We start from the raw sequence: 20194 nt of genomic DNA on the forward strand, positions 1-20194 counted from the left end.
GATAAGAACATTGAAAACCTTCAACCTAAATTAATAGGATTGGAGGTTTTTTGTCGTTCAACTATATTCTTTGCTATGTGAAAGTAAGGTTGTGTTTATACGCCAAGCTGCTGTTTGATCTCTTGGATCTGTCCCAGATGACGTTCCTCATGATAACTTGTAAAGTCAATCCATTGGGTTAGATCCATCTCACCAAATACGGGATGAGGAAAGGACTTGCTGCGCAGCAGGTCAGGATCATGATCCAATGCAAAGTTATTTAACGATTGGTGAGATTCGTCCAGATCATTGCGTACGTCTGCAAGTGCTTCGGGCGCTGCTGGAGGCTGAAGATGGGGTGGTGCCTCTACGGAGCGGCTGCGGTCCAACGATAATTCATATGGTTTTTTGTCCACAGACACCGTCTGTTCCTTCTCGAGGGCCAGGCGGGCTTGTTTTCCAATGACATTTTCCATCAGATTCAGATGACGTAGTACTTGCATAATACTCCACTGTTCGGGTGAAGATTTTCGGTTCAATTGTTCTTCTTCGAGTCCTGAGATGGCTTCCCAAATTTGGTTGCGTATATTGTCATTACGAGTAAACATCGTGCAATCCTCTCCTTATATACGGGTTCTATGATGCGGGTAGTCTGTGTATGTTCATTACCCAAAATGTGGATGCTTATTCTTGAAGCATTGAGAATGGAAAGAGTGAATGCGAACCTAGGCAAGATTAGCCTTTGTTAGATGTGATTTGTGCCAAATAAAAAAAGCCGTTCTCCATGAACGGTTCATTTAAATCCATCCCAAGTCCAAAAAAAGATTGACGGGCAGACCCCGGCAAACTATAATCGGTACAAGTAACTTGATATGTAAGGAGTCCTGACATGATATGTTAGTAATCGACGAGGTGTATCACCATACAGCATTGCAAATATCATCGTCCGATTTATTGTACCTTATCGAACGGCTGAAGGTCAAAAAAGAAAATGAGATCCAAACGCTCAAGCAGAAGATCGAACAGTTCGAACAGAAGCGTCGAGCGGAAGAGGTTGCTTATCAATCGTTGTCGCCCGTACGCAAATGGTTTGCGGGCCGCCCAGCATCCCATCATCAGGCGGTAGAGTATATGGTGCAGGTGAAGGAACGTTTTCGCAAGATGGAACAGATTCGCAGACGCATACGTGAATTGGATCAGATCGCAGAACGAATTAAGCATCCGGACAGCATTGAGCGGGACGAGATTGAGCTTGCGCCCGATACAATCCGTGAACTCAGACAGCTTAGTGAAACGGAGGATGTATAAACATGACTTTGGAGACGTTAAGCACCGGGATTGATACGGTCTGGGTCGTACTGAGTGCAGCGATGATTTTATTGATGGAGGGTGGATTCGCCCTGCTCGAGGCTGGCTTTGTGCGTTATAAAAATAGTGTGAACATTATTATGAAGGTTTTTGCTGACATTACGATTGGAACGTTGCTGTTCTATGCTATCGGTTTTGGACTGATGTATGGTTCGGACGTTGGCGGTTTTGCGGGAGTAACGGGATTTTTCCTGAATGGGGATTTGTCTCACCTGGACGTACCGGTATCTCTGGAGACATTCTGGTTGTTCCAGGCTGCCTTTACCATTGCTGTTATTTCCATCGTTTCAGGAGCGGTAGCCGAGCGGATCAACTTCCGTGCCTACCTGTTGTATATCATATTGATGACGGCGATTATCTATCCAATTGGTGGACACTGGGCATGGGGCGGCGGCTGGCTTAGTCAGCTGGGGATGCAGGACTTTGCCGGTTCGGCTGTTATCCATGCACTCGGCGGATTCTCGGCACTGGCGGCTGCGATTATTATTGGCCCGCGTAAAGGCAAATACACGCCACTTGGCGTAAGTGCCATTGCACTCCCGAGCAATCTGCCACTGGCATCTGTAGGTGCATTTCTGTTATGGTTCGGCTGGTTTGGCTTCAATGCTGGTAGTACACTCAGTGCGACGGATGTAAGAATTGGTCACATTGCGATTGTTACGATGTTATCTGCGGCTTCGGGTGGTGCGGTTACGTTGTTGTATACGTTATTCCGCTTCAATCGTTCAGATGCGCCATCGGTCATTAACGGTTCACTCGCGGGACTCGTCGGCATTACGGCAGGCTGTGCTTTTGTTGGTGATGTAGCAGCGATATTCATTGGGGCAGTATCCGGTCTATTGATGATGGCAGCCACTAACTGGCTGGACCGTCGGCAGATTGATGATCCAGTTGGTGCTTTCCCGGTGCATGCTGCATCCGGAATGTGGGGCACGATTGCTGTAGGTCTGTTTGCTACGGATGGTGGATTATTTATGGGCGGCGGCTGGAGGTTGCTGGGTGTTCAAGCACTTGGCCTTACAGCCTTAGTCATCTGGGGATTCGCCATGACCTGGATCGGGTTAAAGTTGATTGGCAAAATTGTGCCTGTACGTTCGACAGAAGAAGAGGAAGATTTGGGTCTGGATATCAGTTATCATGGTGTGATGGCAGCCCATCAGGCCCATGAATTCCTGGATGGTGAGGAGCATATGCGTGCTTACCAGGAGAAGTCTTCTGATCCAAATCGTTAAATGGAATATAGAATTAAGGAAGTAGACTGACAAGGAATGTCAGTCTCTTTTTTCTATATAAATTGGACTGCACATTTACACGAGAACGTAGAGGACAGAAAGAACCTGAAGAATCGAAGAGTTCGCCTTTATCCCCGGATTTTTACCTTTGCAAAGGTGAATCTAAAAAATTCTGGGGATAACAGCGATCGGAAGGTTGTTCTGTCATCGGAGTGGTAAGTGTAAAATATTCTTAAGTTCAATTTATATAGAAGCAGGGAAAGACGTCCGGGCGGAAGAATATACAGGTGTGAACCTGAATATGTCTCAGCATAGGTGTATTGTCAAAAGGGGAGGATCTATATGATTAAGCCAGAACAATGTGAACGTCTGACCAGAAAAGCCCGTAAAACACTTGAGGAATATGGTTTGGGAGTTGCTGCCGATCTGCTGCTGTCTTCAAGCCGCTGGGGAATTCGCCTCGATGTATCCACACTGGACGAATATCGCAGAACAGGAAACTCACGTGTGGGTGGACATCCGGATTTGCCAAGTCGCATGGAATGGCCCGTAACACAAGAAGGAGTTCTAATGACTTTCCTGGCCCAACTGAACCTGGTGGATTTGTCGCCGTATACGCCGAATGATGGGCGCGGGACTTTGCCTGAACGTGGAATGTTATACTTTTTCATTGGCACGGATGAATCTGCTTGTCCCATTGAACATCGTGTGATTTTTGAGCCAAGTTCTCATAACCTGATAAGGCGAGAACCTGAGGGTGATACCGCGCTGGATGGAGCACCGTTTGTTGCACATTCGGTGACTGTGCTGCCTAATCTTGAGTTTCCTACATATGCATATATTGACTCCAACGGGCTGAATGAGCTCTCGCCGCCGAGGCTTGAGAACGATGAGGCCGAAGCGGAAGTGAGTCTGTATGACCGTTACCTTGAATTCGAGTCGAGTTGGAATCATCCAAGTACGCTGAATTGGGGTGGGATGTTTGGATATCCTGACGGGCAGCATCCGGATGCCGAGCATCGTGCCTTGTTACAGATCGCACTGGGAGAAGAGTACGATTATAATGAGCAGGAGTGTGAGAAGAAGCTGACCAAGCATTACGGCGGTGATGAGGATCGGACATGGCAGGAACTATCCGATACGCTGCTGCTGTTGAAGATAGATACGCATGATGCTATTGGTTTCCAATGGTGGGATTGCGGGGAACTGCAATTTTTCATTCGCAAGTCTGACTTGGAGGCTGGACGATTCGAGCAAACGTATTGTTCGTTATACTCAAGTTGAGCAAAGATTTGAAAACAAATAGGCAACAAAATGTCCTGAATCCCGTCTATAAGAAGGAGGAAGGACTTTTTTGTTCGTAGATTGTTATATAAATTGAACTAAAGAATATTTACACTGCACACTCCGATGACAGAACAACCTTCCGATCGCTGTTATCCCCAGATTTTTTTTTGATTCCTTTTATAAAGGGGAAATCCGGGGATAAAGGCGAACGCTCCGCTTCTTCAGGTCCTTTCTGTCTTCTCCGTTTTGTGTAAATATTTTGTTCAATTTATATAGATTTGGGGTATAAATTAAGGAGGGATATCTTGGTTGATAACCGATCATATGTTCCGTATAATGGGATAAAAAGGAAGTGTGTCTGTTGATTCAATCTGCGTTCAAACATATTGACGTGGCCGTAACATCGTTGATTGATATATGTGATCAGTTGTCGGAAGAAGATTTGGCTTTGACTCCAATTGAAGGTAAACGGCCTGTTGGAGAATTACTAGCCCATCTGTCTGTGATCTGCCGAGCGGATGTTTATATTTCCGAAGGTGCATCGGAGGAAGAGATGGCTCAATTCTATGCAGAGAATCAGGCGCATTCGCTCGGTGAGATCAAGCAGGCTTTGATTGATAACCAGATGTATCTATACCAACGGTACAGGCAGTTTAACACGGAAGAGTTATTACATGTGACGGATTCGTACTGGGGAGCTTCCTATAGTCGGCTGGAGTGGTTACTTGAGATTATGGGGCATGTATATCATCACAGAGGACAATTGTATACGATGCTGACCCTGACGGGCAAAGAACCCGAATCAGTACTTTTTAAATAGAAACGGATAGAATACATATAAGCATGTTATAGGAAATATCATGGGTTAAAGTGGGAATAGACCGACGATACTACACGCCATACGTGAAATAACGGAGGATTCGGGACGTGGAACAACACGATACATGGAATGCATCGATGGACAATACGTTAATTGACAGGTTAAAACAGATTCCTGAACTTGGTCAGGCCACGCGGATTGAACCTGTTATGAAGGGTTATTCAGCAGATACTAAATTCAAAATGTTTATCCCTGGTCAAGGCCATGTGCTGGTGAGGGTGTATGATATTGCTGAGGAATGGATGAAGCAAAGGGAATATCAATATTTGCAGAGCATGCAACAATTAGGTGTACTGTGTCCAGCAACGTTGGGCACAGGTAGATTGGATGAGAAGAACGGATATATGATTCTTAGCTACATTGAAGGCGAAGATGCTTCCGAGAGACTGCCTCAGCTGAATGAACAGCAGCAGTGGGCGGTTGGTTTGGAAGCAGGAGTGCAGCTACAGCTGATTCACCAGTTGCCGATGGAGGGACAGATCGAATCATGGTACATACGCAAGAGCACCAAGCATCAACGTTACGTGGAGCGCTATAAACAGTGCCCTATCGTGATGAAAGAGGATCATGTTATTCTAACGTTTATTGCAGACCATCTTGGTTGGATGAAAAATCGTCCAGATGGATTTCAGCATGATGACTTTCACCCGAGCAATCTCGTCGTTAAGCAGGATAAACTCGCAGGAGTGGTTGATTTTAATCGTTATGATCAAGGTGATCCCATTCATGAATTTTTGAAGCTGGGTTTGTTTGCTTCGGAGATCAGTATTCCATATTCCATAGGTCAAATTCAGGGTTATTTCGATGGCAATGAACCGGATGAGTTATTCTGGAGATTGTATTCACTGTATACGGCCATGGCGCTGGTGTCTTCTGTGGTGTGGATTCAGCAGGTGAAGCCGGAAGAGACACATGAGATGATGACCAAGATCGAACGTGTCCGTGAAGATCATGATGATTTTCGCAGTTTCATCCCTCGGTGGTATACTTTGAACAGGTAAGGGAAAAGCATAGCCAACAGATTATGCTAAGGTATACCCGGATCAGAATTATATTTGAGGCCAGGCAACGAAGTGGAACTTAGGCACAAGCGGTTATTACTGGAGACGTTTAATATTCGGTATGAGGAGGATGAAATGAACAATAGACACATGAATTCGGATGGAGAGCTGCCTGGCATCTCCGGATTAGGCGGCTGGCTCATTTTAATCCAGATCAGTCTTTGGTTTGCGTTGGTGTTTCTCATCTCGGATGTATCGCAGGTGAATGTCATCATGGACCCTGCCAGATGGGAAGTAGGCCGTGGTGTCGATCCTCAGATTTACACGGAGATGATCCGTCCACTCCTGTGGTTTGGTTTCATAAGCAGTACCATTCTATTGATAATCGTTATCGTGAATCTCATTCTTTTATATAAACGGAAGAGACAGTTTCCACGTATGATGATGGTGATGTACCTGATGAATGTGATCATAAGCATCGTGACGTGGATTCTGATTGCACGCAATGAAATCCCAAGAGAACAGCATGTGCTTGATGCAACTCCGGCTTTTCAGTTGATCGTACGATCACTTCTGACATGTTGTATCTTTATCCCGTATTTCCTAAAGTCGGTACGTGTGAAAAATACGTTTGTGAAGTAAATAGACTTCTTCGATTGTCTCACTGCACTATAGTGCTCTATAGGATAGTGACACGTAAGGCCCGTTGCTATACAAGAGATCATCCTGTATGCTAACGGGCCTTTACGTGTGTTGAATATATGAAAAGAATAATCATTTCGATGATGATTGTTCCCGAATTGAGGCGGGAATTCGGCGTATCATCTGGTTTAATACCTCGGAGAGCACCAGGCCTACGGCAATAGCTCCGGATAACATGAGTGCTTTGGCGGCCATCTCCATAGCGGCACTGTAGTCATTTTGCACAAAACTTCGCATCGCATTATACGCCAGTCCACCAGGAACGAGAGGAATGATGCCTGCGACGCTAAAGATGATGACAGGTGCGCGAAACATGCGAGAGAATACCTGGCTGATGACACCTACGGCTATGGTCGCTGCAAGTGTAGCAGGCACCGCATCCGCTGCATATTCAAGCACGATATAGATGATCCAGCCGATCATGCCGACAAATCCACCGTGGAGCAGCATGCGCCGTGGTGCGTTGAAGATGATCCCAAACGCGGCTGAAGCGACAAAACTGGTCAAGGCTTGTTCAATAAAATGGAGCATATCCTGCATTCCTCCGTCTTACATAAAAAGTGAAAATACAACTGCAATGCCGGTACCTATGGCAAAGGCGGTCAGAAATGCCTCGGCTCCCTTGGATAATCCGGAGACAAGATGTCCGGCCATTAGATCGCGTACAGCATTGGTAATCAGCAGCCCCGGAACCAGTGGCATAACCGAACCAATAATGATTTTGTCCCGTTCATGACCTACTCCCATGTAGATCAGGAGAAAAGCGAGTAAGCCAATAACAAAGGATGCCGTAAGCTCGGCAAAGAATTTGACCCGCACCAACCTGTGAAAGGCAATAACGGCTGCATAACCTATGCCCCCGCAGATTAACGCCGGAAGAAAGTCGCTCCAGCCCCCGCCAAACATAATGGTAAAACAACCACTGGATAACGCTGCGGCCGTAAGCTGCACCGCCGTTGAATAGGAGGAGGGCTTGCCTTCGATCTGTACCAACAGATCATGAGCTTCCTGAGCGGATAGCTCACCTTGCCCAATGCGGCGGGAGACTGCATTCACCTCAGACACCTTGTCCAGATCCGTCGTACGCTCGGAGATACGAATCAGCTTGGCGGGTTCGGTTGCATCAACAGAGAAGAAAATGCCTGTCGGAACAACGTAACTGTGCGAATGGGGTAAACCCAGCGCAGCCGCCATACGTTTCATCGTATCTTCCACACGGTAGGTTTCACCACCGCTTTGCAGCATGATTTTGCCTGCGAGCAGACAGATTGCAATCACGCGGGATTGTTCAGTAGGGTTGCTGCCAATCATACCCGTCTCGGCTTGTGATACGGGTGATGAATCATGACGTATGTATTCCAACCGGATCAAGCTCCGTTTCATATGAGATATGGGGTGGTGCGACACCATTGTATCATATTTCACACGCTCGCAAGGAATCATACCGCACCATGGCCGGGACCATAAAAAAGCTTCGTTCCCAAGACTTGAAGATCTCAGGAGCGAAGCTTCTTGGAACAGGTTCGGATATGGAAGTACAATACCCCTACATCAAGAGTGTGATAACCAACAATTCATACAGCACAAGCGGCAAAATCGTTGGTCCAAACAAGGCGCGCGGTTCAGGATATCCGTGCATCGGGGTAACCTGGAGATACAAAATTCCCCGGTCTGCACTGATGATGACACCTTCCCACACTTGCCCATCGATATTCTGGACGTGTACCTTCTTGCCTATATGCTGCCGGGCTGTATGATGAAGCATATTCCGCACACTTTGCACGGATTGAAGCATCGGTTGATTGGCTTGATACACGACACGCGCGGATGGCGTGGATGTGGATTCAGACATGATGCACAACCCTTCCTCAAAATAAGTTCTTACTTCAAGGTATGCATCTGCCTATAAAAGGTGATTACACAAACGCCATCTCAAGGCTCCCGCGTCCATTTTCATAAGCGACTTTGCCCAATGCTCCATTCACAAAGGTGAGCTGGGGCGGAACATGGCCGAGATCCACATCGTACAGTACAGGTACATCCAGATCCCCAAGTGCAGAGGATAGGGCATCGGTAAAATTGAAATCGGCTGTATCGGAGTAACCCGCAGGTCGGCCGAACATGAAACCTTTTACACCTGCAAACCAGCCAGCCTGTCTCATCTGCCACAGATGACGGTAGATATCCCCCGCATTCATCTCACAGCTTTCCAGATACCAGATGGTACCTTCGTCTGCACAGTACTGATCCAAATACGATTGGACGGGTGCATACGGCGTACCAATCAGACTGGAGATCGTATCCATACAGCCACCGATCAGCCGACCGGAGAACGACACAGCGGTATCTGCATCTTCCGAGTGGCCGAGCTGTTTCCATTGCGAAGGTGTATCCAGGTTAAATCCAGGAGATTCCGGTTTCCATGCCGATTGATAATGTGTGGAAGACGATTGTGTGATCTGTCCGCCGTATTTGGTCTGTAACACATCAATCCAGCGCGCAGTCACGGGATCGAGGGCGTTTGATCTTAGATCAACATAATTGGTGCCATGTGCGGATGCTGTTCCGGTGATCAGGGTATAGGCGAACAAGAACGTACTGATATCCGAATATCCCATGACCCATTTGGGCGGTAATGTTTTCAAAGCTTCCCAATCCAGCAGGGGCAGGATATCCATCAGAAATTCCCCGCCCCATGGAGGGATAATCGCTTGAATATTTGGATTGCGGAAAAATTCATTCATTTCTTCGGCGCGTTCCTCTTTGGAGGCACTCACACATTTGGTGTTGTGGCGGAGCGACGGGCTTTCCAGCACGCCAAAACCAAGGCGCTCCATATTACGTTTGCTCTCCTCAAGATAGTGGTATAGGGATTCGCCTACACCGCTGGAGGGGGCTGCCACACCGATCATGTCCCCTTGCGCGAGTGGTTGCGGATAACGGATTGAACGATTATTCATTGTGGAAACACCCTTTCTTGTGAACATATCGATTTAATGTAGCTGTTTAATATTTTCATTATAGTGCATGACAACGTCGAGTGGCTTGCAATTATGGCGGTTACATTTTCTTTAGGGAGTCACAGGAATTTCAATAGAGAACGGTGCGCGAATTTGATCAGGGTAAGAGAATATTTCCATTGTCAGATTTCCTTTGGCTGCGGCTCCATTTTTAATGACAACTCTTGCTTCAAAGACGGAAGGGCTCCAGCCTACTTCATTAATGTCGAAAGGGTTTCCTTTACTGTCCTCAATGTTGGTAAATGATAGCCCCGAAGTAGCATTTTGAGCATCTGCAATTGAAAACTCGAGGATCAGATTTTTGCCCTGGACCGTGCTTTGCAGCAATTTCAAACTGGATGGGCCGCCTTGTATTTCACCTGAAGATGGATCAATGCTGATAACCAGTTCTTCCTTATCCACCGCTGAAAGGCCAGACCCTTGCAAAGTCAGTTTTTTCGGAGTGGAGAAGTACATGCTTTCGAAAAAGACGGAACTTCCAGAGCCTGAGATAGAAGATGAATCTGTTCGCCATGCTCGGCCTTGCTCATCTACCAAGTGCAGATCACGAATGTTAAAGATTGTTTTGGTATTGTTCCGATCATATTCGATATCAAGTACAAGGCGAGTGGGATACAGAATGGCCTGTTTCACATGGATACGCTGCCCGTCCACGGTCATTGTTTGGTTTACGGGAATGATTTTTTTCATGCCTTTTGTTAAGCTGTGATCCACGGGGAAGGTGACTTTCCACTTATTATTCGGTTCCTTACCTCGTTCCTTAAATATAACGGTCAGCTCATGTGGCGGTAAAGATTCTATGAATGAGATATCGATTTTATCCTCATAAATTCCACTTTCTGAAGCTGGATTAAGAGAGGAATAGCTAAACGCAACAGGAAGGTCTTTACCGTTCTCATCCAGCAAATCAATGTCATAGTTGAATTTCTCGGAATCTTTCATGCCTTTCATCGTGTAGAAAATAACCATACGTGACTCGTCTGTGATAATGCCATCAACGGTCAAGGAAGTACCATCATGCTCGTCGGTGACACCGACCTGCTGTAAGAGGGACTTATCGATGGCCATCATTAATCCTTTGTCCTGGCGAATCATACTCACAATGCCCTCCATTCCGGGCAATTGCTCCACGAAGGATGCAAAAGCGGGAGAGACACGGATACATCCGGTAAACAGCAGGATGAGAGCCGCTGCCGAGATGGAACTCATATACCAGCGCAGCCGGGACTTGCGTTTGCGGGCAGCCTGGCGGATTCCGGACTGAACAGCCTGATAGGCGGCATCCGGTACAGGCATGGTTTCGTATTCCGTCTTTCGAGCATTCAGACGTTCTTCCAATGTGTCGAATGAGTTTTGTTCATCCGTCATCAGGATACATCTCCTTTCGTTTCAAGTTGATCACGGAGCTGTCCGAGTGCCCGATGTAATCGGGATTTTACAGTTCCGGTCGGGATGTCGAGAATATCGGCAACTTCAGTTAAGGAGAAACCTTCGAAATAACTCAGGATAATAATCTGTTTGCAATCCCGGTCAAGGGTGGATACGGCGGCAGCAAGATCGGGGTCCGCAGGACGATCCCAACTGCTGGATTCAATAATCTCGGTGACGGGACTGAACCGACTTTTACGTTTGCGTTCGTCCGCACAGTAGTTGAGCAGTATGCGGATGAGCCAAGTGCCAAAGTAGGAGGGCTCTTTTAATTTTTTGAGTTTATGGAACGCCCTGAACGTTGATTCCTGAATCGCTTCGAGCGCATCACCTTCGTTATGCAGGTAGGCATATGCGATACGGTACAGTTGGCTCTGATGTAATTCCATTAAGGCTGCAAAAGCCTCGGCATCCCCTTTTTGTGCGGCGATGGTGAGCTGAGAAGGGGTCACATGGCTCCTCCTTTCATCGATATGTTGAGTATTAGACCGTGTAAAGCTTCAAACGGTTCTTGTTTTCTTAGAAAAATATGTATGTACCTGATTTCTATAATAGTTGAACTACGTATTTGCATGAGAACATACAGGACAACAAATAACCGTCAGACCTTCTCTTTGTACTCCAAAAAGAGTCCTGACGGTTATTCGCGGTACTGCTCACGTTATCTAATCATTATTGCTGATGCGCTGTAACGGCTGCTAGCAGACATGAAGCTGTAGACGTGTTACCACGCTCAAGTGAAATATCCAGTGCGGTTTGGCCCGCTAAGTTTAGCGCGTTTGGATCAGCTCCATGCTGGAGTAACATCTCAATAAGTTCGATCTGATCCGTATGAAATGCTGCGGAGTGCAATGCATATTGTCCATCGCTGTCCAGAATACTTGTGGATGCCCTATGTTCGAGTAAAAGGCGGATAACTTCTGGCGAACGTTCTCCCGCAAGCGCGGCATGTAGTGCAGTATTGGACGGAATAAAGGAAATCTTTGAATGAGAAAGGGTGTTAACATCTGCTCCATGCTCCAGAAGGAGACGAACTACTTCTGCTTGTCCATAATGAGAGGCATATCCCAGCGGAGTTAACCCATCCTGATTTTCAGTATTGGTGAGTTCCGGGTGAGAAGCGAGCAATAATTGCAGGTTGGCCACATCTCCAGACTGTGCAGCCTGAAATAGTTGATTAATCTGTTCTGCATGATTCATAAGGAATACCTCCATCTGATGAGATAATTTAATTATAGATGTTCCTCTTCAGAGGTTCTTCTTCATAATCACCTTTTTGCCCGCAGCTGGGAAGGAGAGCTATGGAAGCGTCTAGTGAATAATGAACTGAACGAACCGAGGCTTTCGAAGCCCACATCATAACAGATTTTAGTTACAGACCTGTCCGAATCAAGCAAAAGCCGCTTCGCAGCCAATAGTCTGCATTCGGTCAGATAACGATGGGGTGAAGTACCAAACAACTTTTTATAACTGCGTAGAAAATGATTCACGGATAGTTGTGCAGCCGCTGCAGTCTGTTCTAGCGTTAACGGCTGATCATAGTAGGCGGAGATATACTCATGCCCGATATACACTCTTCGGTACAACTCTTCTCTGGTTGAACGTCTGATCATATCCAGTTCGTTGATCTCTTGCTGAACATTACGGTGTAGATCCAGCATGTGAAAAGCGAGCTGATGAAGCTGCTCCGCTATTGCCCAGGAATCCAGTGTGTCTTGACTGTACAAATTCCGCAAATCATTCAGAGCTGCGCCAAGCCGATTATCCATGGCATATGTACGTTCTACCCACTCAATCTTGTTAGAGGATGAATAACTATACGGCTCATCAAGTAGACGAAGATCACTGGTCATTAGATTCCGTCCGATCTCTTCCACATAACCGGAAGGGAAGAAGATACAGAAGGATTCAACTGGAGTAGATGAATCAATGTGGAGACTATATTCCTGACCCTCATTCAGAAGCAGATAGTTCTCATTATTAACTGCGAAGTGACCGCGGCCCGCTTCATAGAGCGTTTTTCCGTTACGGAATGTTTTCAGTGATAACGAGCCGCTGCCTTTCCAATCGAATTGGGAACTCGATTCATGCAGAATGAAGGGTACAGGTCGAGGAAGAGGAATCTCCAACATTTGCAAGCACCTCCAAGCTTAATTCTGGTTATATAACTTCTTCGCAGCTTCCAGCCCAGGTACGGCAAAGCAGGCGAGTGGAGAGGGCAGATCATTCAATGGGAACCAACCGATCTCACCAATGGCTCCGCCTTCTTCCAGATTACGAGCATGACCGCCAATCACCTTGGTGGAATAGAGCACGGATATCCAATGTTCCTTATGTTGTGGCTGGATCGTCTCCGCCGTACAGAGCAGACTGTCGATGGCGATATCCAGATTCACTTCCTCCTTGATTTCACGGATGACGGCAGTTTCCAGTGATTCGTAGGGATCTACTTTCCCGCCGGGAATACTCCAGGTGTATTGCTCGGGTTGACGATTCCGCCAGGCGAGAAGCACTTCGCCCCGTTCATTCAGGATGACCGCACCTACGCCGATGCGAGGTGAAATTTCAGATTCACCTTTTGGAACAGAACTTAATTCCGACAGAGGCAGCGCAGCTTGTTCGTTCCCATTACGTTGTGAAAAACCACCCGCTACTATATCCCCAGATTCAGGAGTACGAGTAGACTGGAATGACAAGGGAAGCCCAGCCTGTGCGGACCATTCTTCAGCAAGGATACTCATTGAGATCAGGTCATAATGCATGCCATCCCGCAAAACTGCTGAACGCTGGCGACCCTCTTCCCGGAATCCGGCTTTTAGGTACGCACGTCTCGCGGCTTCATTGTATTCGATGACTTCCAGCGCAATCCGGTTCAGGTTCAATTCGTGGAATCCATATCGAAGAATCAGAGCCAGAGCGTCGCTTCCGTAGCCTTTACCTCGATCATTTTCTTCGCCGATACCAATGGCCAGACGAGCAGAGCGATTGTTCCATTCAATCCGGTACAGGGCTGTGAAGCCAATGAATCGGTTACCCTCCAGTGTACGTAATGCAAATTCAAATCCGTTGTCTCGGCGGACAGAGGAAGACCCTGTCTCATCCGGCGTTAACGGGATCGCGATATCGGTATCCATGTTGCGCAAGTATTCATAATCGTCTGTGAAGCGGGAGAGACGCATGCAATCTTCCGGGCATGGGGCCGCTAATCTGACTTTGGAACCTTGAAATCCATTTAAATGACGTGGAGACATGTTGCACCTCTTTTATTCGATATGAAATCAATCGTTTCTCCCCATTATACTACGAACAGAAGCGGATACCGAAAAATGGCACCAAACGAGCTATACTCAGTGGAAAAGAACCATAAAAAAAAGCAGCCGTTTCAGGCTGCTTGTACATTCATTATTTCAGATCATTCAATAAATTCTTCATTTTTTTGTAATGTCCACTGACCCGATCAACCATGTAGTTATACATGAGCTGGTTCTCTGAAAGGTCCGCCATTTCCTTGTCAATGTCAACGTTATTGTTGTTATTGTTCATCGTAGTTTCGTTGTTCTCGACAATTCGGTACTGTACGATGGAAGAATTGGGATCACTGACAGGGAAGTGTTTGTTATGAGTCCGCTTCATGGCGAGCTGATCTGTTTTGCCATTTTCAACGATACGTCTCAACTCTTCCTGAAATTCTACCGTTTTCTTTTTGTAGTTGGGTGTGTCTGCATTGGCAATGTTATTGGTGATGGCATTGTGTTGTGCAGTAAGCGCTTGTAACAGTGATTCGTTACGTCTTGTCGTATTCGTTTCGATCACGGGCTCAGTCTCCTTCACTGTAGATTGTACAGTTACTTCTATAATAAGAAATAAAGTTGCACACTGTCAACATAACAAAGAAAAAGACAAGCACATGCTGGAGGTTCCCCGATAAGAAGAACCCTGCCTTCATGAAATCTTGTCTTAGATTTTGCCCTTATGGATCAGCGTTGAACAACCTCTTTAAGAGGGACGATTAATATTTTTGCCGTAATAGATCTCGTCCATCTCCAGCTTCAGCCACTCCGTAATCTCCTGTTGTTCCTTCTTGCTGAGCTTATCCTTGGTGTACCCAAACAGATAATTATCGAGATCAAATTCCCTCAGTTTACACTTGGTGTGAAAAATATTCTCCTGATAGACGTTCACGTCAATCATGTCAAAGCTGCTCTTGATCTCGTCCGGAATATAATTCTGAATCGAGCCGATCTCATGGTCAATGAACAGCTTGCGTCCGCTTGTATCCCGCGTAAAACCACGCACCCGGTAATCCATCGTCATAATGTCCGTATCAAAGGAGTGGATCAGATAATTCAGCGCCTTAAGCGGTGAGATCTCACCGCAGGTGGAGACATCGATGTCGGCACGGAAGGTACTGATGCCTTCACTGGGATGAAATTCAGGGTAGGTGTGCACAGTGATATGGCTTTTATCCAGCTGCATGACAACGTTATCTGGCAGAGGGCCGGGAGATTCATCGAGTGATTCTTCAGGGATCTCCACAATCGGACCTTCCGAGACAAGCATCGTAACACTCGCACCTTGAGGCACGTAATCCTGCTGGGCAACATTAAGAACGTGGGCTCCGATGATGTCAGAGACATTGTTCAGAATTTTACTCAGCCGGGCGGCGTTATACTGTTCATCAATATATTCAATGTAAGCTTCGCGTTCGTCTTTGGTTTTGGTATAACAAATATCGTACATATTAAAACTGAGCGACTTGGTCAAGTTGTTAAATCCATGCAGTTGAATGCGCTGCTCTGGCGTAATTGTCATGGTTGCAGTTCCCCTTATCCCATACGACATATCATCGCAGTTATAATACTACTTATACCCAACCTGCCTCGAAAAAAAACATATGTACGGCATTCAAAATACGATTCCCCTCTGATGAAAGCTATGCATGAATGGACTTCAGATGATCTACATTTTTTCAGAATGAAGAATCGTCAAAGTCTATAATATCGTTCATGCGCTCATCCTCAGCTACAGATTGAATATCCTCTGAAGTGACACTGATGATTGTATAGTCCTCGTTCTGCTGTTTCTTCACGGCTTTTTCCTTCACAAAACGGGGACTGCCTTCCCCGGCATCTTCATCATAGACGAGCAGAAGACCGTCGCTTTTACGGAGCAACAGATCATCCCGTGCAGTGAACTGCCACGGCCCGATATAAGGTTGATTGCTAATCGCACCGTAATAGTCCACACCCGAGAGGATGGAACGGTAATACTCCTGCTTGTCTTCTTTCCATTGCTCCTCAGGGTTCTGAAAGGCAGTGATGATCGACAGCTTCAGATGTGGATACGTCTTCTTTAGATCAATCACCACTTCGCAGGCCCACAGGTCCACACCGTACTGTCCCGGCGTCAGCACCCATTCCAGGCCATCCTCGACAAGGGGAGTGAGTCGGGAGGAGATGGCTTTTTTGATAAAAGGAATACCTTCATGTTTCTGTCCAAAAATCTGCAATTCATGTGCCCGGTAACCGGTGATCAACAGGTTTTTCAGTGTCCGTTCCTCCTTTCAGGCATGATCAATTGATCAGTGAATTTTCTATATATGCACACATTAGTGGTGCAGTTATTTCACAGGTGGAGTTTCTGCACGGAACGGATACAGGAATGGCTTCGGAATATCCGTTTCGAATGACATTAACTCATCCGTTGTAGGGTGGATAAACGAGAGTATACGTGCATGAAGTCCGAGACGGCCAAGATCTCTTGTGCGTGCGCCGTATTTTCTGTCACCGGCAATCGGATGTCCGAGATCTTCCATATGCACACGAATCTGATTTTTACGACCTGTCTCCAGACGCACTTCCAGCAAGGAGAACTCACGGTTCGATTTCAGACGTTTGTAATGTGTAATGGCATGTTGTCCATCATTCGGACGAGAACTGGAGTACATTTTCAGCGTTTTGGTTTCCTTCAACCAAGAAGAGATGGTGCCTTCTTCTTTGGCTACTGAACCTTCAACAAGGGCAACGTAGACGCGGTCCTGCACATTTTCTTTCCAGTTGTTTTGCAGCTTCTGCTGCACCTCTTCACTTTTGGCAAACATCATCACACCCGATGTATCCCGATCCAGACGATGGACAACAAAGATCCGGTTGAGCGGATTGGTGCGGCGTACATGCTCTGTCAGTTGGCGATAAGCCGTGAGGTCATCTGTCTTGTCTGCGGCAATGGACAACAGTCCGGCTTCCTTGCGGATCACAATGATATCATCGTCTTCATGCAAAATGTTAATACCCGTTAAGGACGGAGCAGCGACTGCACCTTCTTTTCGAATGTAGACAATCTGACCTGGCGTCAGCGCTTCATTAAACTTGGTTACGACCTTCTGATCCACGGATACCTGTCCACGACCCAGAATGGACTTCACTGCGTTCCGTCCTGATTTCAAATGCTGCAACAGGAAGTTCAACAGTTCATCGGGTTTGGTCACTTTGTACTGGCGTGGTGGTTCCTGCTTGCGATAGTAGGAATTACCTGGTCGTTTGGATGCGCTGGCATTTTTGAGTTTGTTGCCTCCAGCTTTCTTGGGTGCACCCGATGATTTCGCGGTTATTGGCTTCTTATTCTCCTCCGTATTACGAGATGCGGAAGCACCTGATGTTTTGGCAGATGAGAAGTTGGACTTGCCGGACCGTGCTGAAGATGAACCTGTATAAGATTTCCCCTTGGCCGAGGCCGATGTCTTGCCTGTTGGACGTTTGCGTTTATTCATGAATAGTAATCTCCTTCTGAACAGCCTGTACCGCTTGTGTGCATACGATCCGTTCATTTTCGTTATGCAGTTCAATATACCATTAACAGTCGACAAATAAAAATAGGTTCATACAATCTGCTATACATCCAATCATAAGAGTAGTGAGATTCATAGGATAGGGTATCCCATAGCATTGGAGGTGTTACTCATGGGCGTGTTTCTCGATATGAGAACTTCGATGAACTCGGCAACCGTAGGACAGCCCGGTTTGTCACTGTCAGAATCCCCGACAGCTTTCGGCACCATTGGTCTGCAGACGCAGGGTGTGGTGAATCCCATTATTACGTTGAACGGGACAGTAGGTGTTACGGGAGAACTGGGAGATACCTTTGTTGTGGAGCTTGTGCGGGGTTTTTTATATGATCCTTTCTATATCATCTACCGTGCTGAAGGTACGATTGGACAGAACGGAGGTGCCGAATTTCATTCGTTCACAGCTCAGGATCTAGCTGCACCACCAGCATTGGAAAGTGTGTATACTTCGTTCATCTCGGGGGTGTCCACAGCAGTAAGAACCGGGCCGGAGATGTTATATGGTATTGCAGCCACCGGTTAGTAGTGAAAGGCGAAATATAACAGGCAGAGTGCTTCGTCATCACTTCCGTTGACGGCAGAGTTCGCTTCATACCCCAGAAACGCAAGACAATGCAGCGATAGGTTTCGACTAGCGCTCAGCAAGAAACCCCCGGCTTAAGAAGTCGGGGGTTTTTGCCGTACAGCATCTGCACGTTTCAATACAAATCACGAATCTAAAGTTTGGAACTGTCCATGATCAGTTGGCACGGCCTTTCAGAATGATGTTGTTGGCTTTGCCAAAATCGATAGCAACTTTGCCTGCGAGTGCGGCTGTTCGCTCCGCAAGGATAACCGCGTTGACGCCACAGGAGAAGAGAGCGACATCGAAGGTCTGTTGATTATTCTGAATCCAGTGCAGCGTTTCATCCATTTGATCATAGCTGTCGAAGGGCAGGGCAGTCACAATGTTTAGATTATAGGGCTCACGTTCGAGCATCACACGCAGTTCCTCAATCTCACGGGTAACGAGTAACACACGCTTGCCTGCAAGCATCTGCCAGAAACGCGGGTTCTGCGCCAGTTCCCGATTGACACAGGCGTGACAAGTCAGTGGAGGAGAGATGCCAAAGTGTGCAAATACCATGTCGGTCAGGGGTCTTTTGAGATAATCGGGAGCATTGATGGTGCTGTCACCACGAGGAAGAATGCCCACGATATCGGCACGTTGCAAGGAAGCGGCGACTTCATCCCGTAGTTTCGGGTTGGGAAGACGAAGTCCCTTTTGCCCTAGGTTGGCTTTCTTGGCCCAACGCTCCTGAAGGACTTGTTCCGTAGGCCATACGGTTTCTTGAGACATGACGATATTCTCGCCATCACCGACTCTTACAAGAGACAGCGGTCGGTGTTCCAGAAGTGCCGCTTCGAGCTGATCAAGCACACCTTCCATTTCAAGATAGATCGAATTCATTGATGGGTTGCCTCCTTTGAAAATTGAACTGTTCTATTCTATGTTGCGAATACCGTAACGATATGTACGTTTGACCCAAAGGGCGTCATCTTCAGTTGTATATCAATCTATTTATATGAAAGTTAGTACATCTGTCGGTACCGCTTCTATCAACGTTTCATACGATATAGAGTGCTGGATTCACAAGCGAGATGTGGCTTGTAAGCAATCAGATAGATAGAAGATGGTCTTCGTAGGAAGACAGCATCAAAACTATGAAAACAGTCTGTATCCGGTAAACGGAATTTGCAGCGTTCATGAGGAGGAATGTTATGTCCAGGAAAGTTGTGATTGAGATTAACTTCAACAATTACGGGATGGACCCGCAGCGATTGACGCGGGAATGGCTGGAACGTCGGATGAGCATCTTCCGCACGTTCACATTGCATTGCCTGAAGGCACAGACGAATCAGGATTTCCTCACAGTGGTGAAGTTGTCCAAGGAATCCGGGGAATTAATGCAGGAGATTCTGGCGGGTCAGGAGCCGCTTCCCTCCAATATTCGTTTTGGAACCAATATCGAGAGTGTGCGTGCCATTTTGGCGTTTGCCAAAGGTACGGAGCAGCTCTATATTGCCCGTCTGGATTCGGATGATTTATACCATAAAACTTTTGTTCAACAACTCTACGATATTCAACCGCAGCAGCAGACGATGGCATTGATTAACCAGAACGGATATCTGTGGGACAGTGTGAATAACGAGATGGCACCAGCGTTTCACCGTTCTCCGCAATTCTATGTCTACTTATATAAGACAGCCGAATACGCAGCAGGATACCGGGTCAAGCTTCCGGGCAGAGGTACACATGGCAATGTCATTGAACTGCCGCACGAGCTGCTTGCTCCGCGCAATTATGTCAACATCGTGCATTCGAGCAATACTTCAACCAAAAAGGTACCGCCCAAAGACCGGTTAAGCCGGGATGAGATGGCACAGGTACTACGCGAATTCATGATCTGATC

General features: G+C 46.8%; 23 protein-coding genes and 1 pseudogene. 8 read left to right on the forward strand and 16 right to left on the reverse strand.

Going from position 1 to position 20194, the window contains the following annotated elements; genetic code table 11:
• Positions 1 to 95 precede the first annotated feature (95 nt).
• Positions 96 to 587 (reverse strand): DinB family protein, encoded by a 492-nt coding sequence (locus ACE04G_RS12565; RefSeq protein ID WP_339183014.1) that lies wholly within the window; start codon positions 585 to 587, stop codon positions 96 to 98.
• A 286-nt stretch (positions 588 to 873) separates the two neighbouring features.
• Between ACE04G_RS12565 and ACE04G_RS12570 the strand changes: the two genes are divergently transcribed.
• From ACE04G_RS12570 to ACE04G_RS12595, 6 genes are all read left to right on the forward strand, one after another.
• Entirely contained in the window at positions 874 to 1287 is a 414-nt protein-coding gene (locus ACE04G_RS12570; RefSeq protein WP_221819256.1) for a hypothetical protein, read from the forward strand.
• 2 nt (positions 1288 to 1289) lie between these two features.
• Positions 1290 to 2579 (forward strand): ammonium transporter, encoded by a 1290-nt coding sequence (locus tag ACE04G_RS12575; RefSeq protein WP_036610695.1) that lies wholly within the window; start codon positions 1290 to 1292, stop codon positions 2577 to 2579.
• A 342-nt stretch (positions 2580 to 2921) separates the two neighbouring features.
• Positions 2922 to 3863, forward strand: coding sequence for a DUF1963 domain-containing protein (locus ACE04G_RS12580; RefSeq protein ID WP_339183017.1), 942 nt, complete (start codon positions 2922 to 2924; stop codon positions 3861 to 3863).
• A 355-nt stretch (positions 3864 to 4218) separates the two neighbouring features.
• Complete coding sequence (locus ACE04G_RS12585; protein WP_339183019.1) at positions 4219 to 4686, forward strand: DinB family protein; 468 nt, start codon at positions 4219 to 4221, stop codon at positions 4684 to 4686.
• A gap of 107 nt (positions 4687 to 4793) precedes the next feature.
• On the forward strand, positions 4794 to 5747 hold the full coding sequence (locus ACE04G_RS12590; RefSeq protein ID WP_339183021.1) for an aminoglycoside phosphotransferase family protein: 954 nt from the start codon (positions 4794 to 4796) through the stop codon (positions 5745 to 5747).
• A 135-nt stretch (positions 5748 to 5882) separates the two neighbouring features.
• Positions 5883 to 6389: a DUF2569 family protein gene (locus ACE04G_RS12595; protein ID WP_339183023.1), complete on the forward strand. Its 507-nt coding sequence runs from the start codon at positions 5883 to 5885 to the stop codon at positions 6387 to 6389.
• Between the two features lie 132 nt (positions 6390 to 6521).
• Here the strand turns inward: ACE04G_RS12595 and ACE04G_RS12600 are convergent, their stop codons facing one another.
• From ACE04G_RS12600 to ACE04G_RS12665, 14 genes and pseudogenes are all read right to left on the reverse strand, one after another.
• Positions 6522 to 6980 carry a threonine/serine exporter family protein gene (locus tag ACE04G_RS12600; RefSeq protein WP_339183025.1) on the reverse strand — a complete coding sequence of 153 codons (459 nt, stop codon included), beginning with the start codon at positions 6978 to 6980 and terminating at the stop codon, positions 6522 to 6524.
• A gap of 18 nt (positions 6981 to 6998) precedes the next feature.
• A complete protein-coding gene (locus ACE04G_RS12605) occupies positions 6999 to 7760 on the reverse strand; it encodes a threonine/serine exporter family protein (RefSeq protein WP_036611092.1) in 762 nt (253 codons plus the stop codon).
• A gap of 235 nt (positions 7761 to 7995) precedes the next feature.
• The gene (locus ACE04G_RS12610; protein ID WP_339183028.1) at positions 7996 to 8301 is read right to left on the reverse strand and encodes a hypothetical protein; all 306 of its coding nucleotides are present in this window, start codon (positions 8299 to 8301) and stop codon (positions 7996 to 7998) included.
• Between the two features lie 64 nt (positions 8302 to 8365).
• A complete protein-coding gene (locus ACE04G_RS12615) occupies positions 8366 to 9409 on the reverse strand; it encodes a S66 family peptidase (RefSeq protein ID WP_339183030.1) in 1044 nt (347 codons plus the stop codon).
• A gap of 111 nt (positions 9410 to 9520) precedes the next feature.
• Entirely contained in the window at positions 9521 to 10837 is a 1317-nt protein-coding gene (locus ACE04G_RS12620; RefSeq protein WP_339183032.1) for a DUF4179 domain-containing protein, read from the reverse strand.
• Entirely contained in the window at positions 10837 to 11349 is a 513-nt protein-coding gene (locus ACE04G_RS12625; protein ID WP_339183034.1) for an RNA polymerase sigma factor, read from the reverse strand. The genes ACE04G_RS12620 and ACE04G_RS12625 overlap by 1 nt, the downstream gene beginning before the upstream one ends.
• A gap of 220 nt (positions 11350 to 11569) precedes the next feature.
• Positions 11570 to 12097, reverse strand: a complete 528-nt coding sequence (locus ACE04G_RS12630; protein ID WP_339183037.1) for an ankyrin repeat domain-containing protein — start codon at positions 12095 to 12097, stop codon at positions 11570 to 11572.
• Positions 12098 to 12165: 68 nt separating this feature from the next.
• Entirely contained in the window at positions 12166 to 13029 is an 864-nt protein-coding gene (locus tag ACE04G_RS12635; protein WP_339183039.1) for a helix-turn-helix transcriptional regulator, read from the reverse strand.
• An 18-nt stretch (positions 13030 to 13047) separates the two neighbouring features.
• Positions 13048 to 13449 carry an NUDIX domain-containing protein gene (locus ACE04G_RS12640; RefSeq protein WP_449004284.1) on the reverse strand — a complete coding sequence of 134 codons (402 nt, stop codon included), beginning with the start codon at positions 13447 to 13449 and terminating at the stop codon, positions 13048 to 13050.
• A gap of 210 nt (positions 13450 to 13659) precedes the next feature.
• Positions 13660 to 14148: pseudogene (locus tag ACE04G_RS12645) on the reverse strand (GNAT family N-acetyltransferase); the annotation flags it as partial.
• Between the two features lie 151 nt (positions 14149 to 14299).
• A complete protein-coding gene (gene flgB / locus ACE04G_RS12650) occupies positions 14300 to 14710 on the reverse strand; it encodes a flagellar basal body rod protein FlgB (protein WP_221819275.1) in 411 nt (136 codons plus the stop codon).
• Between the two features lie 183 nt (positions 14711 to 14893).
• The gene (gene speD, locus ACE04G_RS12655; RefSeq protein ID WP_036610662.1) at positions 14894 to 15709 is read right to left on the reverse strand and encodes an adenosylmethionine decarboxylase; all 816 of its coding nucleotides are present in this window, start codon (positions 15707 to 15709) and stop codon (positions 14894 to 14896) included.
• Positions 15710 to 15866: 157 nt separating this feature from the next.
• Positions 15867 to 16445 (reverse strand): SLOG family protein, encoded by a 579-nt coding sequence (locus ACE04G_RS12660; protein WP_124113482.1) that lies wholly within the window; start codon positions 16443 to 16445, stop codon positions 15867 to 15869.
• Positions 16446 to 16517: 72 nt separating this feature from the next.
• Positions 16518 to 17666 (reverse strand): RluA family pseudouridine synthase, encoded by a 1149-nt coding sequence (locus ACE04G_RS12665; protein ID WP_339183041.1) that lies wholly within the window; start codon positions 17664 to 17666, stop codon positions 16518 to 16520.
• A 190-nt stretch (positions 17667 to 17856) separates the two neighbouring features.
• Here ACE04G_RS12665 and ACE04G_RS12670 point away from each other — a divergent pair, with 190 nt between their 5' ends.
• Entirely contained in the window at positions 17857 to 18264 is a 408-nt protein-coding gene (locus ACE04G_RS12670) for a hypothetical protein (protein ID WP_091015180.1), read from the forward strand.
• A 216-nt stretch (positions 18265 to 18480) separates the two neighbouring features.
• Here the strand turns inward: ACE04G_RS12670 and ACE04G_RS12675 are convergent, their stop codons facing one another.
• Entirely contained in the window at positions 18481 to 19191 is a 711-nt protein-coding gene (locus ACE04G_RS12675; protein WP_339183044.1) for a GT-D fold domain-containing glycosyltransferase, read from the reverse strand.
• 311 nt (positions 19192 to 19502) lie between these two features.
• Between ACE04G_RS12675 and ACE04G_RS12680 the strand changes: the two genes are divergently transcribed.
• The gene (locus tag ACE04G_RS12680; RefSeq protein WP_339183046.1) at positions 19503 to 20192 is read left to right on the forward strand and encodes a glycosyltransferase; all 690 of its coding nucleotides are present in this window, start codon (positions 19503 to 19505) and stop codon (positions 20190 to 20192) included.
• Positions 20193 to 20194 lie beyond the last annotated feature (2 nt).

The sequence above is a fragment of the Paenibacillus sp. AGC31 genome, from assembly GCF_057334655.1.